23 protein-coding genes and 1 pseudogene are annotated in these 18,725 nt (G+C 67.7%); 8 read left to right on the top strand and 16 right to left on the bottom strand.

The genetic code is table 11. From position 1 onward, the window contains the following. Positions 1 to 11: 11 nt before the first annotated feature. The 6 genes from rplB to ABEB00_RS30235 form a co-directional block, all read right to left on the bottom strand. Entirely contained in the window at positions 12 to 848 is an 837-nt protein-coding gene (gene rplB, locus ABEB00_RS30260; protein WP_345623769.1) for a 50S ribosomal protein L2, read from the bottom strand. A gap of 40 nt (positions 849 to 888) precedes the next feature. After that, positions 889 to 1,308, bottom strand: coding sequence for a 50S ribosomal protein L23 (gene rplW, locus ABEB00_RS30255; RefSeq protein WP_345623768.1), 420 nt, complete (start codon positions 1,306 to 1,308; stop codon positions 889 to 891). Further along, entirely contained in the window at positions 1,308 to 1,973 is a 666-nt protein-coding gene (rplD, locus tag ABEB00_RS30250; protein WP_345623766.1) for a 50S ribosomal protein L4, read from the bottom strand. The genes rplW and rplD overlap by 1 nt, the downstream gene beginning before the upstream one ends. 9 nt (positions 1,974 to 1,982) lie before the next feature. After that, entirely contained in the window at positions 1,983 to 2,627 is a 645-nt protein-coding gene (gene rplC / locus ABEB00_RS30245; protein WP_345623765.1) for a 50S ribosomal protein L3, read from the bottom strand. A gap of 17 nt (positions 2,628 to 2,644) precedes the next feature. Beyond that, on the bottom strand, positions 2,645 to 2,953 hold the full coding sequence (gene rpsJ / locus ABEB00_RS30240; protein ID WP_003948644.1) for a 30S ribosomal protein S10: 309 nt from the start codon (positions 2,951 to 2,953) through the stop codon (positions 2,645 to 2,647). A gap of 434 nt (positions 2,954 to 3,387) precedes the next feature. Next, the gene (locus ABEB00_RS30235) at positions 3,388 to 4,563 is read right to left on the bottom strand and encodes an acyltransferase family protein (RefSeq protein WP_345623764.1); all 1,176 of its coding nucleotides are present in this window, start codon (positions 4,561 to 4,563) and stop codon (positions 3,388 to 3,390) included. Between the two features lie 146 nt (positions 4,564 to 4,709). Between ABEB00_RS30235 and ABEB00_RS30230 the strand changes: the two genes are divergently transcribed. Then, positions 4,710 to 5,159 carry a hypothetical protein gene (locus ABEB00_RS30230; protein ID WP_425586595.1) on the top strand — a complete coding sequence of 150 codons (450 nt, stop codon included), beginning with the start codon at positions 4,710 to 4,712 and terminating at the stop codon, positions 5,157 to 5,159. Here ABEB00_RS30230 and ABEB00_RS30225 read toward each other — a convergent pair. The 3 genes from ABEB00_RS30225 to ABEB00_RS30215 are packed head-to-tail and all read right to left on the bottom strand — an operon-like array spanning position 5,156 to position 6,370. Further along, positions 5,156 to 5,338, bottom strand: a complete 183-nt coding sequence (locus tag ABEB00_RS30225) for a DUF397 domain-containing protein (RefSeq protein ID WP_345623760.1) — start codon at positions 5,336 to 5,338, stop codon at positions 5,156 to 5,158. The genes ABEB00_RS30230 and ABEB00_RS30225 overlap by 4 nt on opposite strands. 13 nt (positions 5,339 to 5,351) lie before the next feature. Beyond that, positions 5,352 to 5,534 carry a DUF397 domain-containing protein gene (locus ABEB00_RS30220; protein ID WP_345623758.1) on the bottom strand — a complete coding sequence of 61 codons (183 nt, stop codon included), beginning with the start codon at positions 5,532 to 5,534 and terminating at the stop codon, positions 5,352 to 5,354. Then, the gene (locus ABEB00_RS30215; protein WP_345623757.1) at positions 5,531 to 6,370 is read right to left on the bottom strand and encodes a helix-turn-helix domain-containing protein; all 840 of its coding nucleotides are present in this window, start codon (positions 6,368 to 6,370) and stop codon (positions 5,531 to 5,533) included. Before ABEB00_RS30215 ends, ABEB00_RS30220 begins: the two co-directional genes overlap by 4 nt. A 134-nt stretch (positions 6,371 to 6,504) precedes the next feature. Here ABEB00_RS30215 and ABEB00_RS30210 point away from each other — a divergent pair, with 134 nt between their 5' ends. The 4 genes and pseudogenes from ABEB00_RS30210 (at position 6,505) to ABEB00_RS30195 (ending at position 9,467) form a co-directional block, all read left to right on the top strand. Further along, positions 6,505 to 6,975, top strand: a complete 471-nt coding sequence (locus ABEB00_RS30210; protein WP_345623756.1) for an ATP-binding protein — start codon at positions 6,505 to 6,507, stop codon at positions 6,973 to 6,975. A gap of 213 nt (positions 6,976 to 7,188) precedes the next feature. After that, a complete protein-coding gene (locus tag ABEB00_RS30205) occupies positions 7,189 to 8,058 on the top strand; it encodes a helix-turn-helix domain-containing protein (protein WP_345623754.1) in 870 nt (289 codons plus the stop codon). A gap of 102 nt (positions 8,059 to 8,160) precedes the next feature. Continuing rightward, positions 8,161 to 8,544: a hypothetical protein gene (locus ABEB00_RS30200; RefSeq protein WP_345623753.1), complete on the top strand. Its 384-nt coding sequence runs from the start codon at positions 8,161 to 8,163 to the stop codon at positions 8,542 to 8,544. Positions 8,545 to 8,588: 44 nt separating this feature from the next. Further along, positions 8,589 to 9,467: pseudogene (locus tag ABEB00_RS30195) on the top strand (IS5 family transposase). 34 nt (positions 9,468 to 9,501) lie between these two features. Here the strand turns inward: ABEB00_RS30195 and ABEB00_RS30190 are convergent. After that, complete coding sequence (locus ABEB00_RS30190; protein WP_345623752.1) at positions 9,502 to 9,942, bottom strand: GNAT family N-acetyltransferase; 441 nt, start codon at positions 9,940 to 9,942, stop codon at positions 9,502 to 9,504. 40 nt (positions 9,943 to 9,982) lie between these two features. Beyond that, a complete protein-coding gene (locus ABEB00_RS30185; RefSeq protein ID WP_345623749.1) occupies positions 9,983 to 11,182 on the bottom strand; it encodes an epoxide hydrolase family protein in 1,200 nt (399 codons plus the stop codon). A gap of 81 nt (positions 11,183 to 11,263) precedes the next feature. Here ABEB00_RS30185 and ABEB00_RS30180 point away from each other — a divergent pair, with 81 nt between their 5' ends. Next, complete coding sequence (locus ABEB00_RS30180) at positions 11,264 to 11,827, top strand: CGNR zinc finger domain-containing protein (protein ID WP_345623747.1); 564 nt, start codon at positions 11,264 to 11,266, stop codon at positions 11,825 to 11,827. Between the two features lie 65 nt (positions 11,828 to 11,892). Further along, positions 11,893 to 12,096 carry a hypothetical protein gene (locus ABEB00_RS30175; RefSeq protein ID WP_345623745.1) on the top strand — a complete coding sequence of 68 codons (204 nt, stop codon included), beginning with the start codon at positions 11,893 to 11,895 and terminating at the stop codon, positions 12,094 to 12,096. Between the two features lie 175 nt (positions 12,097 to 12,271). On the opposite strand, the gene tuf is transcribed toward ABEB00_RS30175, so the two are convergent. The 5 genes from tuf to ABEB00_RS30150 all read right to left on the bottom strand — a co-directional run bounded on the left by tuf (position 12,272) and on the right by ABEB00_RS30150 (position 17,590). Next, positions 12,272 to 13,465: an elongation factor Tu gene (tuf, locus tag ABEB00_RS30170; protein ID WP_345623744.1), complete on the bottom strand. Its 1,194-nt coding sequence runs from the start codon at positions 13,463 to 13,465 to the stop codon at positions 12,272 to 12,274. Between the two features lie 157 nt (positions 13,466 to 13,622). Next, positions 13,623 to 15,749, bottom strand: a complete 2,127-nt coding sequence (fusA, locus tag ABEB00_RS30165; RefSeq protein ID WP_345623743.1) for an elongation factor G — start codon at positions 15,747 to 15,749, stop codon at positions 13,623 to 13,625. Positions 15,750 to 15,788: 39 nt separating this feature from the next. After that, positions 15,789 to 16,259 (bottom strand): 30S ribosomal protein S7, encoded by a 471-nt coding sequence (gene rpsG / locus ABEB00_RS30160; RefSeq protein ID WP_031045724.1) that lies wholly within the window; start codon positions 16,257 to 16,259, stop codon positions 15,789 to 15,791. Positions 16,260 to 16,261: 2 nt separating this feature from the next. Next, on the bottom strand, positions 16,262 to 16,633 hold the full coding sequence (gene rpsL, locus ABEB00_RS30155) for a 30S ribosomal protein S12 (RefSeq protein ID WP_003948652.1): 372 nt from the start codon (positions 16,631 to 16,633) through the stop codon (positions 16,262 to 16,264). Positions 16,634 to 16,951: 318 nt separating this feature from the next. Then, positions 16,952 to 17,590 (bottom strand): DUF1707 and DUF4190 domain-containing protein, encoded by a 639-nt coding sequence (locus tag ABEB00_RS30150; protein ID WP_425586594.1) that lies wholly within the window; start codon positions 17,588 to 17,590, stop codon positions 16,952 to 16,954. A 296-nt stretch (positions 17,591 to 17,886) separates the two neighbouring features. On the opposite strand from ABEB00_RS30150, the gene ABEB00_RS30145 reads away from it, so the two are divergent. Next, positions 17,887 to 18,720, top strand: a complete 834-nt coding sequence (locus ABEB00_RS30145) for a glycosyltransferase family 2 protein (protein ID WP_345623742.1) — start codon at positions 17,887 to 17,889, stop codon at positions 18,718 to 18,720. Positions 18,721 to 18,725 lie beyond the last annotated feature (5 nt).

Genomic DNA, 18,725 nt, shown 5'->3' with positions numbered 1-18,725 from the left:
TCAACCCGTCCTTAGCGCTTCTTGTTCGTCTTGCGGCGGCGGACGATGTACTTGTTCGACGCCTTCTTGGGCGAACGAGTACGGCCTTCCTTCTTGCCCCACGGGGACACGGGGTGACGTCCACCGGAGGTCCGGCCCTCACCACCACCGTGCGGGTGGTCCACCGGGTTCATGACCACACCACGGACGGTCGGGCGAACGCCCAGCCACCGCTTGCGGCCCGCCTTGCCCCAGTTGATGTTGGACTGCTCGGCGTTGCCGACCTCGCCGACGGTGGCGCGGCAGCGCACGTCGACCAGGCGGATCTCTCCGGAGGGCATGCGGAGGTGGGCCATCGAGCCCTCCTTCGCGAGCAACTGCACGGAGGCACCGGCGGAGCGGGCGAACTTGGCGCCGCCACCGGGACGGAGCTCGATCGCGTGGATCGTGGTACCGACCGGGATGTTGCGGAGCGCCAGGTTGTTGCCCGGCTTGATGTCGGCCCCGGGACCGTTCTCGACGCGGTCGCCCTGCGACAGGTTGCGGGGGGCGAGGATGTAGCGCTTCTCGCCGTCCGCGTAGTGCAGCAGCGCGATGCGCGCGGTGCGGTTGGGGTCGTACTCGATGTGCGCGACCTTCGCCGGCACGCCGTCCTTGTCGTGGCGACGGAAGTCGATGACACGGTAGGCGCGCTTGTGTCCGCCACCCTGGTGGCGAACGGTCACACGACCGGCGTTGTTACGGCCGCCCTTGCTGTGCAGCGGGCGGACCAGCGACTTCTCCGGCGTGGACCGCGTGACCTCGACGAAGTCGGCGACGGAGGAGCCACGGCGGCCCGGCGTCGTCGGCTTGTACTTGCGGATTCCCATTTCTCAGTCCTCGTCCGATTCCGGACGATCCAGACCTCCGTCAGGAGGTCGGACCGCCGAAGATGTCGATACGGTCGCCCTCGGCAAGGGTCACGATCGCGCGCTTGCTGTCGGCACGCTTGCCGAAGCCCGTGCGGGTCCGCTTGCGCTTGCCCTGGCGGTTGATCGTGTTGACGCCGGTGACCTTGACCGAGAAGACCGCCTGGACGGCCTGCTTGATCTGGGTCTTGTTGGCGCCGGGCGCGACGACGAAGGTGTACTTGCCCTCGTCGAGCAGCGCGTAGCTCTTCTCCGACACGACCGGCTTCAGCAGCACGTCACGGGGGTCCGTGAACGACTTGCTGACCGGCGTCTCGACGGTGTTCTTGCCCTCGGCCTCGTGGCGGCGTGCCTTGGCGACGCGCGCGGCCTTGGCGGCCTTGGCCGCCTTCGAGGCGATGCTCGGGTGACGCGTGGCCATCAGGCTTCGCTCCCTTCGGTGTCAGCGGCCTTGGGCCCAGACACGAAGGACTCGAAAGCGGCCTGGGTGAAGACCACGTCGTCCGAGACGAGAACGTCGTACGTGTTGAGCTGGCCCGGCTCCAGGATGTGGATCTGGGGCAGGTTGCGGGCGGACAGCCACGCGGCCTCGTCGGCGCGGTCGACGACCAGGAGCAGGTTCTTGCGCTCCGAGATCTTGCCGAACAGCGACCGGGCGGCCTTCGTGGAGGGGGTCTCGCCCTCGATCACGCCGGTGACGACGTGGATGCGGTCGTGGCGGGCCCGGTCGGTGAGGGCGTGGCGCAGGGCCGCGGCCTTCATCTTCTTCGGGGTCCGCTGCGAGTAGTCGCGCGGCTGCGGGCCGTGGACGACGCCACCGCCGGCGAACTGCGGCGCACGGGTCGAACCCTGGCGGGCGCGGCCGGTGCCCTTCTGGCGGTACGGCTTGCGGCCACCACCACGGACTTCACCGCGACGCTTGGTCTTGTGCGTGCCCTGGCGGGCAGCGGCGTTCTGCGCGACGACGACCTGGTGGATCAGCGGGATGCTGATCTTCTCGACGCCGAAGATCTCCGCGGGGAGTTCGACGCTACCGGTCTTCTCGCCCGCAGGCGAAAGGATGTCAATGCTTGTCGAAGTACTCATCGGCTTACCTCAGGCCCCCTTGGCCGCGGTGCGGACCAGGACGAGGCCGCCGTTCGGACCGGGAACCGCGCCCTTGATGAGCAGCAGGCCCTTCTCCGCGTCAACGGCGTGGACGGTCAGGTTCTGGGTGGTGACCCGCTCGTTGCCCATGCGACCCGCCATGCGGAGGCCCTTGAACACGCGGCCCGGGGTGGCGCAGCCGCCGATGGAGCCCGGGGAGCGGTGCTTGCGCTGGGTGCCGTGACCGGCGCCGAGGCCCTTGAAGTTGTGACGCTTCATGACACCGGCGAAGCCCTTGCCCTTGCTCTTGCCGGTGACGTCGACCTTCACGCCGGACTCGAACACCTCGGCGGTGACTTCCTGGCCCAGCGTGTACTCGGAGGCGTCCGTGGTGCGGATCTCGACGAGGTGACGGCGGGGGGTGACGTCGGCCTTGGCGAAGTGGCCCTTGAGGGGCTTGTTCACCTTGCGCGGGTCGATCTCGCCGAAGGCGATCTGGACCGACTCGTAGCCGTCGACGTCGTTGGTACGGACCTGGGTCACGACGTTGGGGCCGGCCTTGACGACGGTGACCGGAACAACACGGTTGTTCTCGTCCCACACCTGCGTCATGCCGAGCTTCTCGCCCAGGATGCCCTTGATCTGCTTAGCCATCTTCAGATCACCGGCCTTCAGAGCTTGATCTCGATGTCGACACCGGCCGGGAGGTCGAGTCGCATCAGAGAGTCAACGGTCTTGGGGGTCGGGTCGAGGATGTCGATCAGGCGCTTGTGCGTGCGCATCTCGAAGTGCTCGCGCGAGTCCTTGTACTTGTGCGGCGACTTGATGACGCAGTACACGTTCTTCTCAGTGGGCAGCGGCACCGGGCCCGCGACCGACGCACCAGTGCGCGTCACCGTCTCGACGATCTTCTTCGCCGAGGAGTCGATGACCTCGTGGTCGTAGGCCTTGAGCCGGATGCGGATCTTCTGTCCCGCCATGGCTACTCCGTAGTCCTGTTTCTCTTCACACTCTGGCATCCGGCGTCCTCCGACCCACGCGGTCGGGCGTGTCGCGCTCCCGCTGACACAGATACCCCTTGTTCGAGCATCCCTGCGATGGGGAGTGCGGGCCCTACCGGAACCGCGGACCGGGGGTGAAGACCCACCGGGCGCCTGGTCGGAACCCCGCATACGCTTCCCGGAAGATTCCCGTACGTCCGCTCCTACATCTCTCGATGTAAAGCGTGGGGCGACGAGTACTGTGGGACTCGCTTCCGGTCCCCCCGGCGGGAGGCGCGCAGCATCGGCACTCGACCGAGCAACCCCGCTAGTCTGCCATACGGGGCACCGGGGACGCCAATCGGGCGCAAGACCTTACCCCGGGCCCCCGGCGGATCAAACCAGCGGACGCGGCTTTCCCCTGGCCACAGACCCTAGTTCGCGGCGTTGCGCAGCCGGGCGAACGAGGTGTCGAGGCCGTTCTTCAGCTTCAGCGAGACGGGCCGTTCCACGAAGCGATGGATCAGCCAGCTCAGTATCAGGAACCCGGCGATCACCACCGCGACCAGCAGCCGGGCGTCCATCTGGTCCCGCAGCCGGCTGATCGCGGCGGTACCGGCCGTGTAGTGCACCAGATACAGCGGATACGTCAGCGCCCCCGCCGTGACCAGCCACTTCCCCCGCACCCGGTCGGTGTACCCGAGCGCGACGGCGACCATGAAGAGCAGGAAGACGGTGAAGATCAGGGTGGCCCCCCGCCACCCGGACACATGTTCGACCGTGTCGATCCGCTCCCCCAGCTCCATCTGCCCCATCAGCCAGGCCATGCCGAGGATGCCCCACAGCAGCAGGTCCTGCCCGAAGCGGTGCATGAGGTAGAGCGCGAGCCCCGCGATGAAGTACCAGGCGCCCTCCGGGTTGGCGACCAGCTCCATCAGCCGCAGGTCGGAGACGGGCGCGAGCATCGCCGCCGCGCCCCACACACAGCAGAAGACCACGACCCTGCGGTACGTCAGCCCCATCGCGACGACGACCATGAAGAGCAGGTAGAAGCGCAGCTCGGACCAGAGGGTCCAGTAGACGCCGTCGACGTTGGGCACGGCCGAGCCGGACTGGAGCATGGTGAGGTTGAGCAGGATCTCGCGCAGCCGCAGACGCTCCCACACGCCGGGTACGGCCACCAGGACGGCCGTGGTGAAGACGATGGCGAACCAGTACGCCGGATAGAGCCGGATCACCCGGGAGACGAAGAACTGCCGCGGCCCGCGCCCCCAGCAGGACATGCAGATCACGAAGCCGCTGATCACGAAGAAGATCTCGACGCCGATCCAGCCGTAGCTGGCGACGTGGAACACGTTCGGCATGATCTCGGAGACCGGGCGCCCCCAGACAACGTTGCCCGGCTGGTTCACCCGGTGGGTGCCGGCGTAGTGGTGGACGGCCACCATGAGGGCGGCGACCAGCCGGATACCGTCGATGACGTACAGCCTGCGTCCCGCGCGCTCCCCGCCGGTGGCGGCGTGCCGACCGGTCCGCGGCCGCGGCAGCGACCGCCGCTGGACGGGCACGGCGCGCACGGTCGAGGTGAGTGGGGGGAGTGGCTGTCGCATCCGTCCAGCCAAGAACGCCGACCCCGGCGGTCACAAGCCTTTGGGGAAACTCACGCGAACCTCTCCCGCACTGTTGGCGGGCGGTTAACCCGGAGTTCGGAAACTCGCGGCGAAGTCCGTCCGCGGAAGGGAAGGGCAACGTGCTGATGCTGCTCGGCGCAGGGGCGCTGCTCGCCACCCCGTTGTGGGTCATCGCCGTGGTCGTGAAGGCGCTGTCCGTCGCGCTGCCGGGCCGGCGCCCGGACTGGGGCGTACGGCTGCTGCGCTGGGCCGCGGTCATGCTGGCGGCGGCCGCGGTCATGCTCCTGCTCATGGCGCTCGGCGCCGTCGAACTCTCCGTCAACCAGGCCGGTTCGGGCGCCGGCTCCTCCCCCGCACCCGCCTGCCGCGAGGCCGCCCCCCACCTCGTGGCGCACCTCGCCACCCACCACGCCTCGTACCTGCCACCGGCCTTCGACTGCGTCCTGGACGACGGCACGACGTTCGCCAGCTCCGGGGTCTACCTGTGGCTCAACGGCCTCGTCGTCGCCTGCGCGACTGCGTCCGTGCTGCTGGGGGTGGCGGCGAGATACACCAACAGGCTCCGCCCGGCCTAACAGACGTGCGGGACGAACGCCACCCAGGACTCCGGGGTGAGCGCGAGGCGGGGGCCGGTGGAGGCGGGGTTCTTGGAATCACGGATGTGGATGGCGTGGGGGGTTATCGCGACCTCGACGCAGGAGTTGCCGTCGTTGCCGCCGCTGTAGCTGCTCTTGAACCAGACCAGCTCGTCCACGTTTCCTCCAGACCTAACGCGCGTATGGGACGAACGCCACCCAGGACTCCGGGGTGAGCGCGAGGCGGGGGCCGGTGGAGGCGGGGTTCTTGGAGTCGCGGATGTGGATGGTGTGGGGGGTTATCGCGATCTCGACGCAGGAGTTGCCGTCGTTGCCGCTGCTGTAGCTGCTCTTGAACCAGGCCAGCTCGTTCACGTTTCTCCCAGCAGTTTCTCGATGAGGGCCAGTGACTCCCGGGGCGGGAGAGCCTGCGCCCGGATCGTGCCATACCGCAGCTCAAGGATGCGCAGTTGCTTCGGATCAGTGGTGGGGCGGCCGTTGAACGCCCCGTCCGATCGACCAACGGCCGTGCCGTCCGCGAACTTCAGCAGTTCGATCCGGCCGTCCAGTCCCGAGTGCGTCTCACAGTGCAACGGCATCACCTGGAGATGGACGTTACGCATTCGTCCCACCTCCAACAGCCGTTCGAGCTGCGGTCGCCACACCATTCTGCCTCCGATGGGCCGCCGCAGCGGCGCCTCCTCCAGGACGTAGTGGACGGAGGGCGCCGGATCGCGCGTGAAGACGGTCTGCCGCGCCATACGTGCGGCCACCATGCGCTCCACGTCGTCGGACGAATACAGCGGCTGCGCCGCCTCGAACAGGGCACGGGCGTGCTCGGGTGTCTGCAACAACCCGTGGATGCTGTTGTTCTCGTAGACGCCGATCTCTACCGCCTTCGCCTCCAAGTTCCCCAACGCCCGCACCTTCTTCGGGTACCGGACCTTCTTGACGTCCTCCCAGGTCGCCGAGATGTGGCCGCCCGCGTCCAGGACCTCGTCGGCCTTGTCCAAGTAGTCCTTGCGGGGAATCCGCTTCCCGCCCTCCACCTTGTAGACGAGGTCCTCCCCGTACCCCATGGCCACCGCGAAATCCGCGGCCCGCATCTCCGCCGCCTCTCTCCACAGCCTCAACTGCCGCCCCACCGTCTCGATGACCGCGACTCCCCACTCGTCGTCCGGGTCGACTTCCCACCCCGAGTCGTCCGCCATGTCGCCACCCCTCCTCCGTACCGGTCCACGGTCCGTCCCGACAGCGCAGACGGCGCCGCACCACACCCGACAGTGACCCTACGTAGCGGGTGCATCACTGTTCACGGTAAGCGCGAGAAGCCACGCTGGGTGACGTGATCCAGAAATCCGCCGAACTCGACACCACCGTCCGGCACTTCCACGTACAGCTCTCGCCGACCCCGCGCGGGGCGCGCCTCGCCCGGCTGCTGGCGACCGAGCAGCTCCGCTCCTGGGCGCTGCCCACCAGCCCCGCCGACCAGATCGTCGCCGAACTGGCGAACAACGCGGCGACCCACGGCCGCGTCCCGGGCCGCGACTTCCGGCTCACGCTCCACGTCGTCGGCGGCACCCTCCGTATCGAGGTGACCGACACGCGCGGTGAGCGACTGCCCCGGCGCCAGGCGGTCTCGGCGGCCGGCGAGACGGGCCGCGGCCTGCTGCTGGTGGAGGCGTTGGCCGACCGCTGGGGCGTAGCGGAAGAACGTGCTCCGCGCAAGACGGTGTGGGCGGAACTGTCGCTCGCGGCACCGGAACCCGCGTCCTCGCACCTCGGTGGTTCGGGCGCCTTCCCCAAAGGAACGTGAGAGGGAAAGGACCCCACCGAACCCCACCTTTCCGCCCGTGGCCCGCTCTCACTCGCGAGGGTGAACATCACCGGCTGGGCTGGCACATTCGGCCCCTGACTGCCCTACGCTCAGCCGCACACCACCGCAAGCCCCGCGAAAACACATCGGCCCCCGCCGGGACGGCAATCCCAGTGCGAGGGCCTGACCACACAGGAAGAAAGCAGCTTCCCGATGGATACCCAGAACCTTAGCGCGCGTCGCCGCGCACGGTCCGGCGTTGCCGGCGGAAACCCCCACTCGGACGTCCGCTCGGGGGTCGTCCACGACAACACCCGCCACGCCTCCCGTTTCACGGTGATCGGCAACCACCTCGCCCAGAACGGCGCGCTCTCCGGCCTCGCCATCGGCCTGGCGGTGCACATCCAGTCGCTGCCGACCGGCGCCCCCGCCGACATCAAGGCACTCTCGGCCCGCTTCCCGGAGGGCACGAGGCGCATCGCGTCGGCGCTGCGCGAGCTGGAAGCGCACGGTTATCTCCGCCGCGAGGTGAAACGCCTCCCCAACGGCCGGATCATCACCCGCACGATCTCCTGCAACCAGCCGGGCGCCACCAGGGAGCACCAGTCGGGCGCCACCAGGGAGCACCAGCAGCCCGCCGACCCGGCGCCGCCGCCACCGCCGCCCCCCAGGAAGAAGCGCGCGCTGCCTCCGGTACCCCGGCCGTCCTACCCCTCCCCCGCCCTCGTCCAGCAGGCGACGGACCTCCTCGCCGGCCTGCGCCGCGTCGACCCCCGCCTGCTCCTCTCCGCCTGCGACACGGCCCATCTGGCCCCCGGCGTCGCTGCCTGGCTGGAACGCGACGTCCCACCCGGCGCCGTACGCCACGCCCTGACCACCGACCTGCCACCGGAGGACCTGCACCGCCCGGCCGCCCTCCTGGCCTACCGCCTGACGGCCCAGCTCCCACCCCCACCCGCCTTCCGGGCCCCGGCCCCACCCCCGCCACCACCCCGCCACGAGCTACGGAACTGCGACGGCTGCGACCGCGCCTTCAGAGCCCCGGGCCCGGACACCAGATGCCGCGACTGCCGCGATACCTGACCGCCGTACACCTCCTGATCAGCAGAGGCACACCACCTTGCTCCCCGACACCTCAGTGGCGCGGGATGGCGAAACCGGCCAGGCCCCTCCCGAGAGGACTCCATGAGCACGCAGGCCAACCACGGACACGAGCTGATCCCCCGCCCCGAGCAGACTGCCGACGCCCTGCGCGCCGCGCTCGCCGCCGTCGCCCCCGGACGTCTGCCGGAGATGCAGCGGACCAAGGACGAGGCGTTCGCCAGGGCCGTGGAGTGGCAGTCCCTCAGTCCGGTGCGGAGCTGGGTCCTGTCCTGGGCGAGGGACATCGAGATCGCCCGCCGCCCCGACCTCGCCACCCGGCACAGCCGTGCCAAGGGCAACCTGGAGCACGAGGACGCGGCCGTCGCCGAGGAAGCGCTCAGAGAGCTGACCGCCGTACTGGACGAGGCCATGACGGCAGTAAGAGACCGGCTCCAGTACCCGCACCCAGCCGCGTTCAGCGACTAGGCCGTGTATGGAAAGTTGATCTTGGGCTTGAATGATCACGGTTCATGGGTCGGGGAGATCTCACGGATGAGCAGTGGGCGATGTTGGAGCCGTTGTTGCCGAAGGGGGCGAAGGCGGGGCGGCCGTCTGTCTGGTCCCGGCGGCTACTGATCGACGGCATACGGTTCCGGGTCCGGACCGGTGTGCCGTGGCGGGACGTGCCCGCCGAGTACGGGCCGTGGGCTCGGATCTACGACCTGTTTCGCCGATGGCAGCGGGACGGCACCTGGCAACGGATCCTTACCCGGCTCCAGTCCCTGGCCGACGCGAAGGGTGGCGATCACGTGGGATCTGAGCGTCGACTCCACCGTGTGCCGCGCCCATCAGCACGCGGCCGGGGCCCGCAAACGGGGTGACCTACAGAAGGAACCACCGGGCGGTGTCTTCACAGAGCCCGGCGATCACGGACTGGGACGCTCGCGCGGCGGGTTCACCACCAAGCTGCACCTGGCCGTAGAGCAGGGCCGGAAGCCCATGTCGATCGTGATCACAGCAGGGCAGCGCGGGGACTCGCCACAATTCGAACCCGTGCTGGCCAAAGTCCACGTGCCCCGCATCGGACCAGGCCGCCCACGCGTCCGCCCCGATCGGGTTCGCGCGGACAAGGCGTACGCCTCCCGCGGAAACCGCGCCTACCTGCGCCGCCGCGGAATCCGCTGCACCATCCCCGACAAGGCCGACCAGGCGCGCAACCGCCAGAAGCTCGGCTCCCGCGGCGGCCGGCCGCCGCATTTCGACCCTGACGACTACCGCGAGCGTCACGCGGTCGAGTGCGGAATCAACCGCCTCAAGCGGCACCGGGCCGCGTGGCGACACGGTACGACAAGCTCGCTGTCCGTTACGAGGCCACCGTGCTGATCGCCGCGATCAATGAGTGGCTGTGAGGCGAGCATTCACGCCTCGCTCGACGGCGTGAGCTCACGACGCCAACGACTTGAACATGTGCACGTCCGCATGTCCGCCGGGAATGCCCAGGGTCCGGCCGGTCTCGACATAGCCGTGCCGCTGGTAGAAGCCTGGGGCCTGGAAGGTGAAGGAAGAGACCGCCACGCGGTCACAGCCGCGTCGCCGGGCCTCGGCCTCGGCCGCATGCAGGATCCTGCCGCCCCATCCATCCTTGCGGTCGTCCTCGCGCACCCACAGCAGTTCGATGCCGCACAAACTGCCCCAGGTCCAGGCAGCCAGTCCGCCGATCAGCTCACCTGCTTCATCGGTGACCTTGACTGAAAACATGTCACGATCGGCCGCACCTGTCGCGGCCGTGTTGAAGGCGACGAGTTCGGCAGTCAGACGTTCGTTGAGTTCGGCGTCGCGTTCGCCGGTGATCAGGGCCGGGCCGGGGGTGTGGTGGGTTGTCACCGCGCGGAGTATGCCAGTCCGGCTGAGCCCTCGCACTCGATTACCGCGACCTTGACCCACTTTCGTAACAGACCCTAGCGGCCAGCACTGCCGCGAGGCCCTCTTGCAGGTCTTTGACGAAATATTCGGGGACCTCCAGCGACGGGAAGTGTCCCCCGGTTTCGGGTGACCTCCAGCGGACGATCTGGCGATACCGCTCCTGTGCCCAGGGGCGCGGACTCTTCTCTATGTCGCGGGGGTACATAGTGATCGCTGACGGGATATCGACCCGGAGTTCGGGGTCGAGTGAGTTGTGGCTTTCGTAATAAATCCGGGCCGACGATGCGCCGCTCCGCGTCAGCCAATACAGGGTGACGTCGTCAAGAATGCGGTCCCTGGAAATCGTCTCGAACGGGCTGTCTTCGGTGTCCGACCACTCGGCGAACTTGTCGAGGAGCCAGGCAAGAAGCCCAACCGGAGAGTCGACGAGTGAGTAACCGATGGTCTGCGGCCGGGTCGCCTGCTGCTTCGCGTACGCCGCGCGGTGGTGCCAGAATTCGCGGGTTTCCTCGGCCCACTGGCGCTCGACCGACGTCAGCCCGTCCATCGTCAACCCGGGCGGCGCCTCCGCGAACGTTGTGTGGATACCGAGAACATGCGCCGGGAACCTGCCTCCGAGAACGGTGGTGATATTGCCTCCCCAGTCGCCGCCGTGGGCGACGAACTTGCCGTAGCCGAGCTTTCCCATCAGTGCGACCCACGCGCCCGCGATCTTTTCAGTTCCCCACCCGATGGTGGCCGGCTTCTCGCTGTATCCGAAGCCCGGCAGCGACGGGACCACGACGTGGAACGCCGGCGCGTCCGCATCCTTCGGGTCCGCCAACTCCTCCACCACATCGGTGAACTCGGCAATGCTGCCCGGCCAGCCGTGCGTCAAGATCAGAGGAGTGGCATCCGCTCGCGCGGATCGGCGGTGCAGGAAGTGGATTCCCAGCCCCTCGATGATCGTGTGGAACTGGCCGATCCGGTCGAGGCGCTCTTCGAAAGACCGCCAGTCATACCCGGTGCGCCAGTAGTGCACGACATCGACGAGATCGGCGAGAGGAACGCCCTGCGCCCACCGGCGAGAGCCGGGCACGGCGCCATGAACCGTCTCAGCCTCCGGCAGTCGCGCCGTGGCCAGTCGCACGCGCAGATCGTCGAGGTCGGCGTCAGTCGCATGGGCTTCAAATGCTTGCACGTCGCTGATCGGACGGGGCATGAGACCTCCTGGCTTCACGGAACCGGCGTAGATGGTTCTAACAGCTCTCCGAGCCATGCCGCAACCAGCTAAGGTGGTTCCATGCGCGCTAGCTTCCCTGACTTCCGCCTCGGTTCGGTGCTGGCGACCAGTTTCACGGGGACTCTGTCGGAGCGTCATGGCGACGCCGTGGAGCGCATACCCACGCCGCAGCGATTCGTCGACTGGCTGGCCGTGTATGGCCTCGTCGTGGACTCCTGTACCACCACTCAGCTCGACCTCGCTCGGGAACTGAGGGAGTCGATTCACGCCGCCGCGACAGCAGCCGCGGTCCAGGAAGCTCTCCCCGCCCCTGCCGTCCACGTCATCAATAACCGCAGTGCTCAGGGTCGGGCTGCGGCGATCCTGACGCCCGACGGCAAGCGGCAGTGGCAGCTCAGCTCGACTTCCTGCGTGGAAGACGCCCTCAGCGTGATCGCCGCCGACGCGATCAGCATTATCTCGGGCGAACGAGACGGAAAACTGGCCCTGTGCGCCTCACCGACCTGCCAAGCCGCCTTCTTCGACACAAGCCGAAGCCGCACCCGCAAATGGTGCGACATGAACACGTGCGGCAATCGTCAGAAGAAGGCGCGCTTCACTGCCAACCACCGCAAAAAACCCTGATCAGCGGAGTGATCGTTGCCTCGGTGTACCCGAGCGGGTCCCACATCCACTACGCATGTGCAGCGTTGGACGCAGCCCAAGGACACGAGGGGGAGCAGTCCGGCGCCTTCGATCAACGTCCTCAATCAGTACGTCTGACGCTGCCCGAGGACGAGCGCGTCTACTGGAACTCCACGCTGGACAGCGGTGGCTGGACCACCCTCGGGCCGGCCGACTCCGACCACCCGGTGGTGCCGGGCACCGGGATCATCACTCTCAGCACCGGATAGGCCAGCCGCCACGCCGGCGTGTGGGTGAGGCGGGACACGGCTACCTCGACGCGGGACCTTGATCGATGACGCTGCCGCCCCCGCGCACGCGAAAGGGCCCGCACGACCGAAGTCGTGCGGGCCCCTCAGTGCCACTGAAGGTCAGCGACCCTCAAGCAAGAACCGCGAGCGGGACTTACTTGTTGATCTTGGTGACCTGGCCGGCGCCCACGGTACGGCCACCCTCACGGATGGCGAACTTCAGGCCCTCCTCCATGGCGACGGGCTGGATGAGGTCCACCTTCATCTCGGTGTTGTCACCCGGCATGACCATCTCGGTGCCCTCGGGGAGGGTAACGACGCCGGTCACGTCCGTCGTACGGAAGTAGAACTGCGGGCGGTAGTTGTTGAAGAACGGCGTGTGGCGGCCGCCCTCGTCCTTGGACAGGATGTACGCCTGCGCCTCGAACTCGGTGTGCGGGGTGACCGAGCCCGGCTTGATGATGACCTGGCCGCGCTCGACGTCCTCGCGCTTGATGCCGCGGAGCAGCAGACCGACGTTCTCACCGGCCTGGCCCTCGTCGAGCAGCTTGCGGAACATCTCGATGCCGGTGACCGTGGTGGTGGTCTTCTCGGTCTTGATGCCGATGATGTCGACGGTCTCGTTGACCTTGAGGACACCACGCTCGATACGACCGGTGACGACCGTGCCACGACCGGTGATCGTGAAGACGTCCTCGATCGGCATCAGGAACGGCTTGTCGACGTCACGCTCGGGCTCGGGGATGGCCTCGTCCACGGCCTTCATCAGCTCGAGGACGGACTTGCCCCACTCCGCGTCGCCCTCAAGGGCCTTCAGCGCGGAGACCTTGACGACCGGCAGGTCGTCGCCCGGGAACTCGTACTCGGAGAGCAGCTCGCGGACCTCGAGCTCGACGAGCTCCAGGATCTCCTCGTCGTCCACCATGTCGGCCTTGTTCAGGGCGACGACGATGTAGGGGACGCCGACCTGGCGGGCCAGGAGCACGTGCTCCTTGGTCTGCGGCATCGGGCCGTCGGTGGCGGCGACCACGAGGATGGCGCCGTCCATCTGCGCCGCACCCGTGATCATGTTCTTGATGTAGTCCGCGTGACCGGGGCAGTCGACGTGGGCGTAGTGACGGGTCTCCGTCTGGTACTCGACGTGCGCGATCGAGATCGTGATACCGCGCTGGCGCTCCTCGGGAGCCTTGTCGATCTGGTCGAAGGCCGAGGCCTCGTTCAGGTCCGGGTACGCGTCGTGCAGCACCTTGGTAATGGCGGCCGTGAGGGTCGTCTTACCGTGGTCGATGTGACCGATGGTGCCGATGTTGACGTGCGGCTTAGTCCGCTCGAACTTCGCCTTCGCCACTGGGGTCCTCCTGTGGAGTGGTTCTGAACGCCTTGCTTCATCGGCGCCAGGTGATCTTTGCTGGATAGCCCGGGCCTGGGGGCATTTCATCGGGTTGGCGATGGAATGCCCCGCTGGTGGCTCCGGAGTCAAGCCTAAAGCGTGTGAACGGAGACCGTTACTCGCCCTTGGCCTTCGCGATGATCTCCTCGGCGACGTTCCGCGGAACCTCGGCGTAGGAGTCGAACTGCATCGAGTAGCTTGCGCGACCCGACGTCTTGCTGCGGAGGTCGCCGACGTAGCCGAACATCTCCGACAGGGGAACGAGACCCTTGACGACACGGGCACCCGCCCGCTCCTCCATGGCCTGGATCTGGCCACGGCGGGAGTTGATGTCGCCGATGACCTCGCCCATGTAGTCCTCGGGCGTGGTGACCTCGACGGACATCATCGGCTCCATGAGAACCGGTGAAGCCTTGCGCGCGGCCTCCTTGAAGGCCTGCGATCCGGCGATCTTGAAGGCCAGCTCGGAGGAGTCGACCTCGTGGTAACCACCGTCGAGAAGCGTGACGCGGACGCCCGTCATCTCGTAGCCGGCCAGGATGCCGAACTGCATGGCCTCCTGCGCACCGGCGTCGACCGAAGGGATGTACTCCTTCGGGATACGACCACCGGTCACCTTGTTGACGAACTCGTACGAGGCGTCGCCGCCCTCGATCGGCTCGATCGCGATCTGCACCTTGGCGAACTGACCGGTACCACCGGTCTGCTTCTTGTGGGTGTAGTCCACGCGCTCGACGGCCTTACGGATCGTCTCACGGTATGCGACCTGCGGCTTACCGACGTTGGCCTCGACCCGGAACTCACGGCGCATACGGTCGACCAGCACCTCAAGGTGCAGCTCGCCCATACCGCCGATGATGGTCTGGCCGGTCTCCTCGTCGGAGTGGACCTGGAAGGACGGGTCCTCCTCGGCCAGCCGCTGGATCGCGACGCCGAGCTTCTCCTGGTCACCCTTGGACTTGGGCTCGATGGCGACCTCGATGACCGGCGCCGGGAAGTCCATGGACTCCAGGATGACCGGGTTCTTGTCGTCCGACAGCGTCTCACCGGTGGTGGTCTGCTTCAGGCCCATGACGGCGACGATGTCGCCGGCGCCCACCGACTCGATCTCCTCACGCTTGTTCGCGTGCATGCGGTAGATCTTGCCGATGCGCTCCTTCTTGCCCTTGACGGAGTTCAGCACGGCGGTGCCGGACTCCAGGCGGCCCGAGTAGACCCGGACGAAGGTGAGCTTGCCGAGGTGCGGGTCGCTCATGATCTTGAACGCCAGCGCGGCGAGGGGCTCGTCCTCGGACGGCTTGCGCTTCACGACGACCTCGTGGTCCTTGACGTCGTGGCCCTCGATGGCCTCGACGTCCAGGGGGGTCGGCAGGTAGCGCACGACCGCGTCGAGCAGGGGCTGGACGCCCTTGTTCTTGAACGCGGTGCCACAGAACACCGGGGTGACCGTGACGTCGTCGGACTTGCCGGAGGCGATGGTGATACGACGGATCGCGGCGTAGAGCTGCTCCTCGGTGGGCTCCTGGCCCTCCAGGTACAGCTCCATGATCTCTTCGTCGTTCTCGGCGACGCCCTCGATCAGCTTGCCGCGGTACTCCTCGGCAGCCTCGGTGTGCGTGGCCGGGATGTCGACGGTGTCGTACATCTCGCCCTTGGCGGCCTCGGCGGACCACACGAGCGCCTTCATGCGGACCAGGTCCACGACGCCCTTGAAGTCGGCCTCGGCACCGATCGGGAGCTGCATGACCAGCGGCTGGGCGCCCAGGCGGTCCGAGATCATGTCCACGCAGCGGTGGAACTCGGCGCCGGTACGGTCCAGCTTGTTCACGAAGCAGATGCGGGGCACGCCGTAACGGTCGGCCTGACGCCACACCGTCTCGGACTGCGGCTCGACACCGGCGACACCGTCGAACACGGTCACGGCACCGTCGAGCACCCGGAGGGAACGCTCCACCTCGACGGTGAAGTCGACGTGACCCGGGGTGTCGATGATGTTGATCGTGTAGTCGTTGTCCTCGAGCGGCCAGTGACAGGTGGTCGCAGCAGACGTGATCGTGATGCCACGCTCCTGCTCCTGCTCCATCCAGTCCATGGTGGCAGCGCCGTCGTGGACCTCACCGATCTTGTACGAGACGCCGGTGTAGAACAGGATCCGCTCGGTGGTGGTCGTCTTGCCCGCGTCGATGTGGGCCATGATGCCGATGTTGCGCACCTTGGCCAGGTCAAGCGAAGTGGTAGCCATAAGGCTTTCGTCTTCTCTCGGTCTCGATGTGGACTGCGACTACCAGCGGTAGTGCGCGAAGGCCTTGTTGGACTCGGCCATCTTGTGCGTGTCCTCGCGCTTCTTCACAGCGGCACCGAGGCCGTTGGAGGCGTCGAGAAGCTCGTTGAGGAGGCGCTCGGTCATGGTCTTCTCGCGGCGGGCGCGGGAGTAACCCACGAGCCAGCGCAGCGCGAGCGTGTTGGCGCGACCGGGCTTGACCTCGATCGGCACCTGGTAGGTGGCGCCACCGACACGGCGGGACTTGACCTCAAGGGTCGGCTTGATGTTCTCCAGCGCGCGCTTCAGCGTGATGACCGGGTCGTTGCTGGTCTTCTCGCGCAGGCCCTCCATGGCGCCGTACACGATGCGCTCGGCGGTGGAGCGCTTGCCGTTCATCAGCACCTTGTTGATGAGGGAGGTCACCAGAGGAGAACCGTAGACCGGGTCGATGATGACCGGGCGCTTCGGGGCGGGGCCCTTACGAGGCATTCTTACTTCTCCTTCTTGGCGCCGTAGCGGCTGCGGGCCTGCTTGCGGTTCTTGACACCCTGGGTGTCGAGCGAGCCGCGGATGATCTTGTAACGAACACCGGGCAGGTCCTTCACACGGCCGCCGCGCACGAGCACGATGGAGTGCTCCTGCAGGTTGTGTCCCTCACCCGGAATGTAAGCAGTGACCTCGATACCGCTGGTCAGACGCACACGCGCGACCTTACGCAGGGCCGAGTTCGGCTTCTTCGGGGTGGTCGTGAACACACGCGTGCAGACGCCACGACGCTGGGGCGAACCCTCGAGCGCGGGCGTCTTGTTCTTCTCGACCTTGTCCTGCCGGCCCTTCCGGACCAGCTGCTGGATCGTAGGCACTACTTCTCCGGTTTCTGTGTGCCGAATGGTGAAGCTAACCCGGAACATCTCCGACCCACGCGGTCGGGTGTGTCGAATACCGCGGCCCCCCGCCGTGAGGCGAGAAGGGCGCAGATTGCGGTGGCCGCGCTCGCCCCTGTGCGGTGGAAGGCACGCACGAGGGCCAGGGCACACCCCAGGCACAAGGTCTGAGCGTACCTACCGCATTCGCTGTGGTCAAAAGGAACGGGCCACGCCCGTATCGCGGTGCGGCCCGTGTCAAGCCCCCGCACCGCGTGTGGATCACCGGACCGGGCCGGACCGGCCGGCCCGCGGCCGTCAGCCGGTCGTGAGGCCCAGCAGGATCATCAGCGTGATCATGATCGCCCACGCCCCGGTGGACAGCCAGCCCAGAACGAGTCCGGTCATCGCGAGACCGTCGCCCACTTCCCCGGTGCGCTGGAGTTCCGCGCGCGCGGTGTGTCCGAGGATCACCGCCGGAATGCCCGTGAGACCCAGGGTCGGCACGCACAGCAGCCCGCACACGGCGGCGCCGACCGCCTTGCCGTTGGTGCGCGGCGGCGGCACGGGCCGGAAGGTGTGCGGTACGGCGGCCATCGGCGCCGACTGCGGAACGGGCCCCTGCGGCAGGTCGCCGACGAGCACCGCCAGCTCGCCCACCGCCCGGGCGGCGTAGGCCCGCGCCACCCGCTGGTCGAACTCCGCCTTCTCCAGCCGGCCCTCCGCGTACCCGGCCCGCAGGACGTCGACGGCCCGCTCCCGGTCGGCGTGCGAGGCGAGCATCGGCGCGGCGCCGTGGGCCGGCCAGGGGCGGGGGAGGTGGGCCTGCGGGCCCTGCCGCACGCGCGGGTCCAGGGGGCGCGGCGTGTCCCCGTGCCGTCCCGGGACCGGCCACGGCCCGCCGTTGACCGGCGGCTCGTCCTCGCCCTGCCAGGACTGCCACGACGACTGCGACACGGGCTACCTCCCGACCCCCCGAGGTTCCTTCTCCATGATGCGGTACGGGACGAGGTTTTCCAGGGCGGGTACGGGCCACATCGTCCGAAAGACGCCGCTTCGCGGGAACCGGAAATGGTACCGGCCGGTAGAGACCAGACAGTTCCGGTAACGATTCGGCCGCGAAAGGATGTTCGTCAATGCGGCGAGTCTAGGGTGAGGGCTGCTATCGGGGGGAAGCATGGGGACTGTGAAAATACAGTGACTGAGGCTTGACCCCCGCGCGACTGTGTGATCACCAGTTGGGGGGGCCCACTGTGTCAACTCTGTCCATTGTCATACCCGCCTTGAACGAGGCCGAGAACCTGCCGCACGTCTTCGCCACCATTCCGCTCGACGCGCTCACCGAGGCGGGCTGGGGCGTCGAGGTGGTCATCGCGGACAACGGCTCGACGGACGGCACCGGAGAGATCGCGGCCTCCTTCGGCGCGCGCGTGGTGCACCAGCCGTTACGCGGGTACGGCAACGCCTACAAGGCGGGAATAGCCGCAGCCCGCGGCGAGGTCATCGCCACCGGCGACGCGGACTGCACCTACCCCTTCGACGACCTGCTCCGGCTGCTGCGCATCCTCGACGACCAGCAGGTGGAATTCCTCAACACCAACCGGCTCGGCCGCGAGAACCGGGACGCGATGAAGCCGTCGCACACCCTCGCCAACCACGCCCTGAGCCTGGTCAGCCGCAAGCTTTTCAAGAGCGAGATGCGGGACTCGCAGAGCGGGATGTGGGTGTTCCGCCGCTACATATGGGACACCCTCAAGGTCACCTCCGACGGCATGGGCTTCTCCCAGGAGATCAAGAACGCCGCCGTCCGGGAGGGCTTCCGCTGCATCGAGGTGCCCATCGAGTACCGGCCCCGCGGTGGTGAGGTGAAGCTCAACGCCTTCTCCGACGGCATGGCCAACGTGACGCAGCTCTTCCGCCACCGGCTCAGGGACAACGCGCTGCGCACCGCGACCCGGGCCCAGTGGTACGACCGTTCCACCCGGCCCGCCCCGCAGCCGCTGCTGCGGGCGCTGCCGAAGGAGCCCGCGGCCACCGCGGACCGCGCGAGCCAGGGGCTGGCGGGAACCGGACACCAGCTCGCATGATCGAG

The sequence above is a fragment of the Streptomyces ziwulingensis genome (assembly GCF_039542605.1).
Classification (GTDB): domain Bacteria; phylum Actinomycetota; class Actinomycetes; order Streptomycetales; family Streptomycetaceae; genus Streptomyces; species Streptomyces ziwulingensis.
The sequence above is the reverse complement of the archived record's forward strand: the minus strand, read 5'-3'. Positions and strand labels throughout refer to the sequence as shown.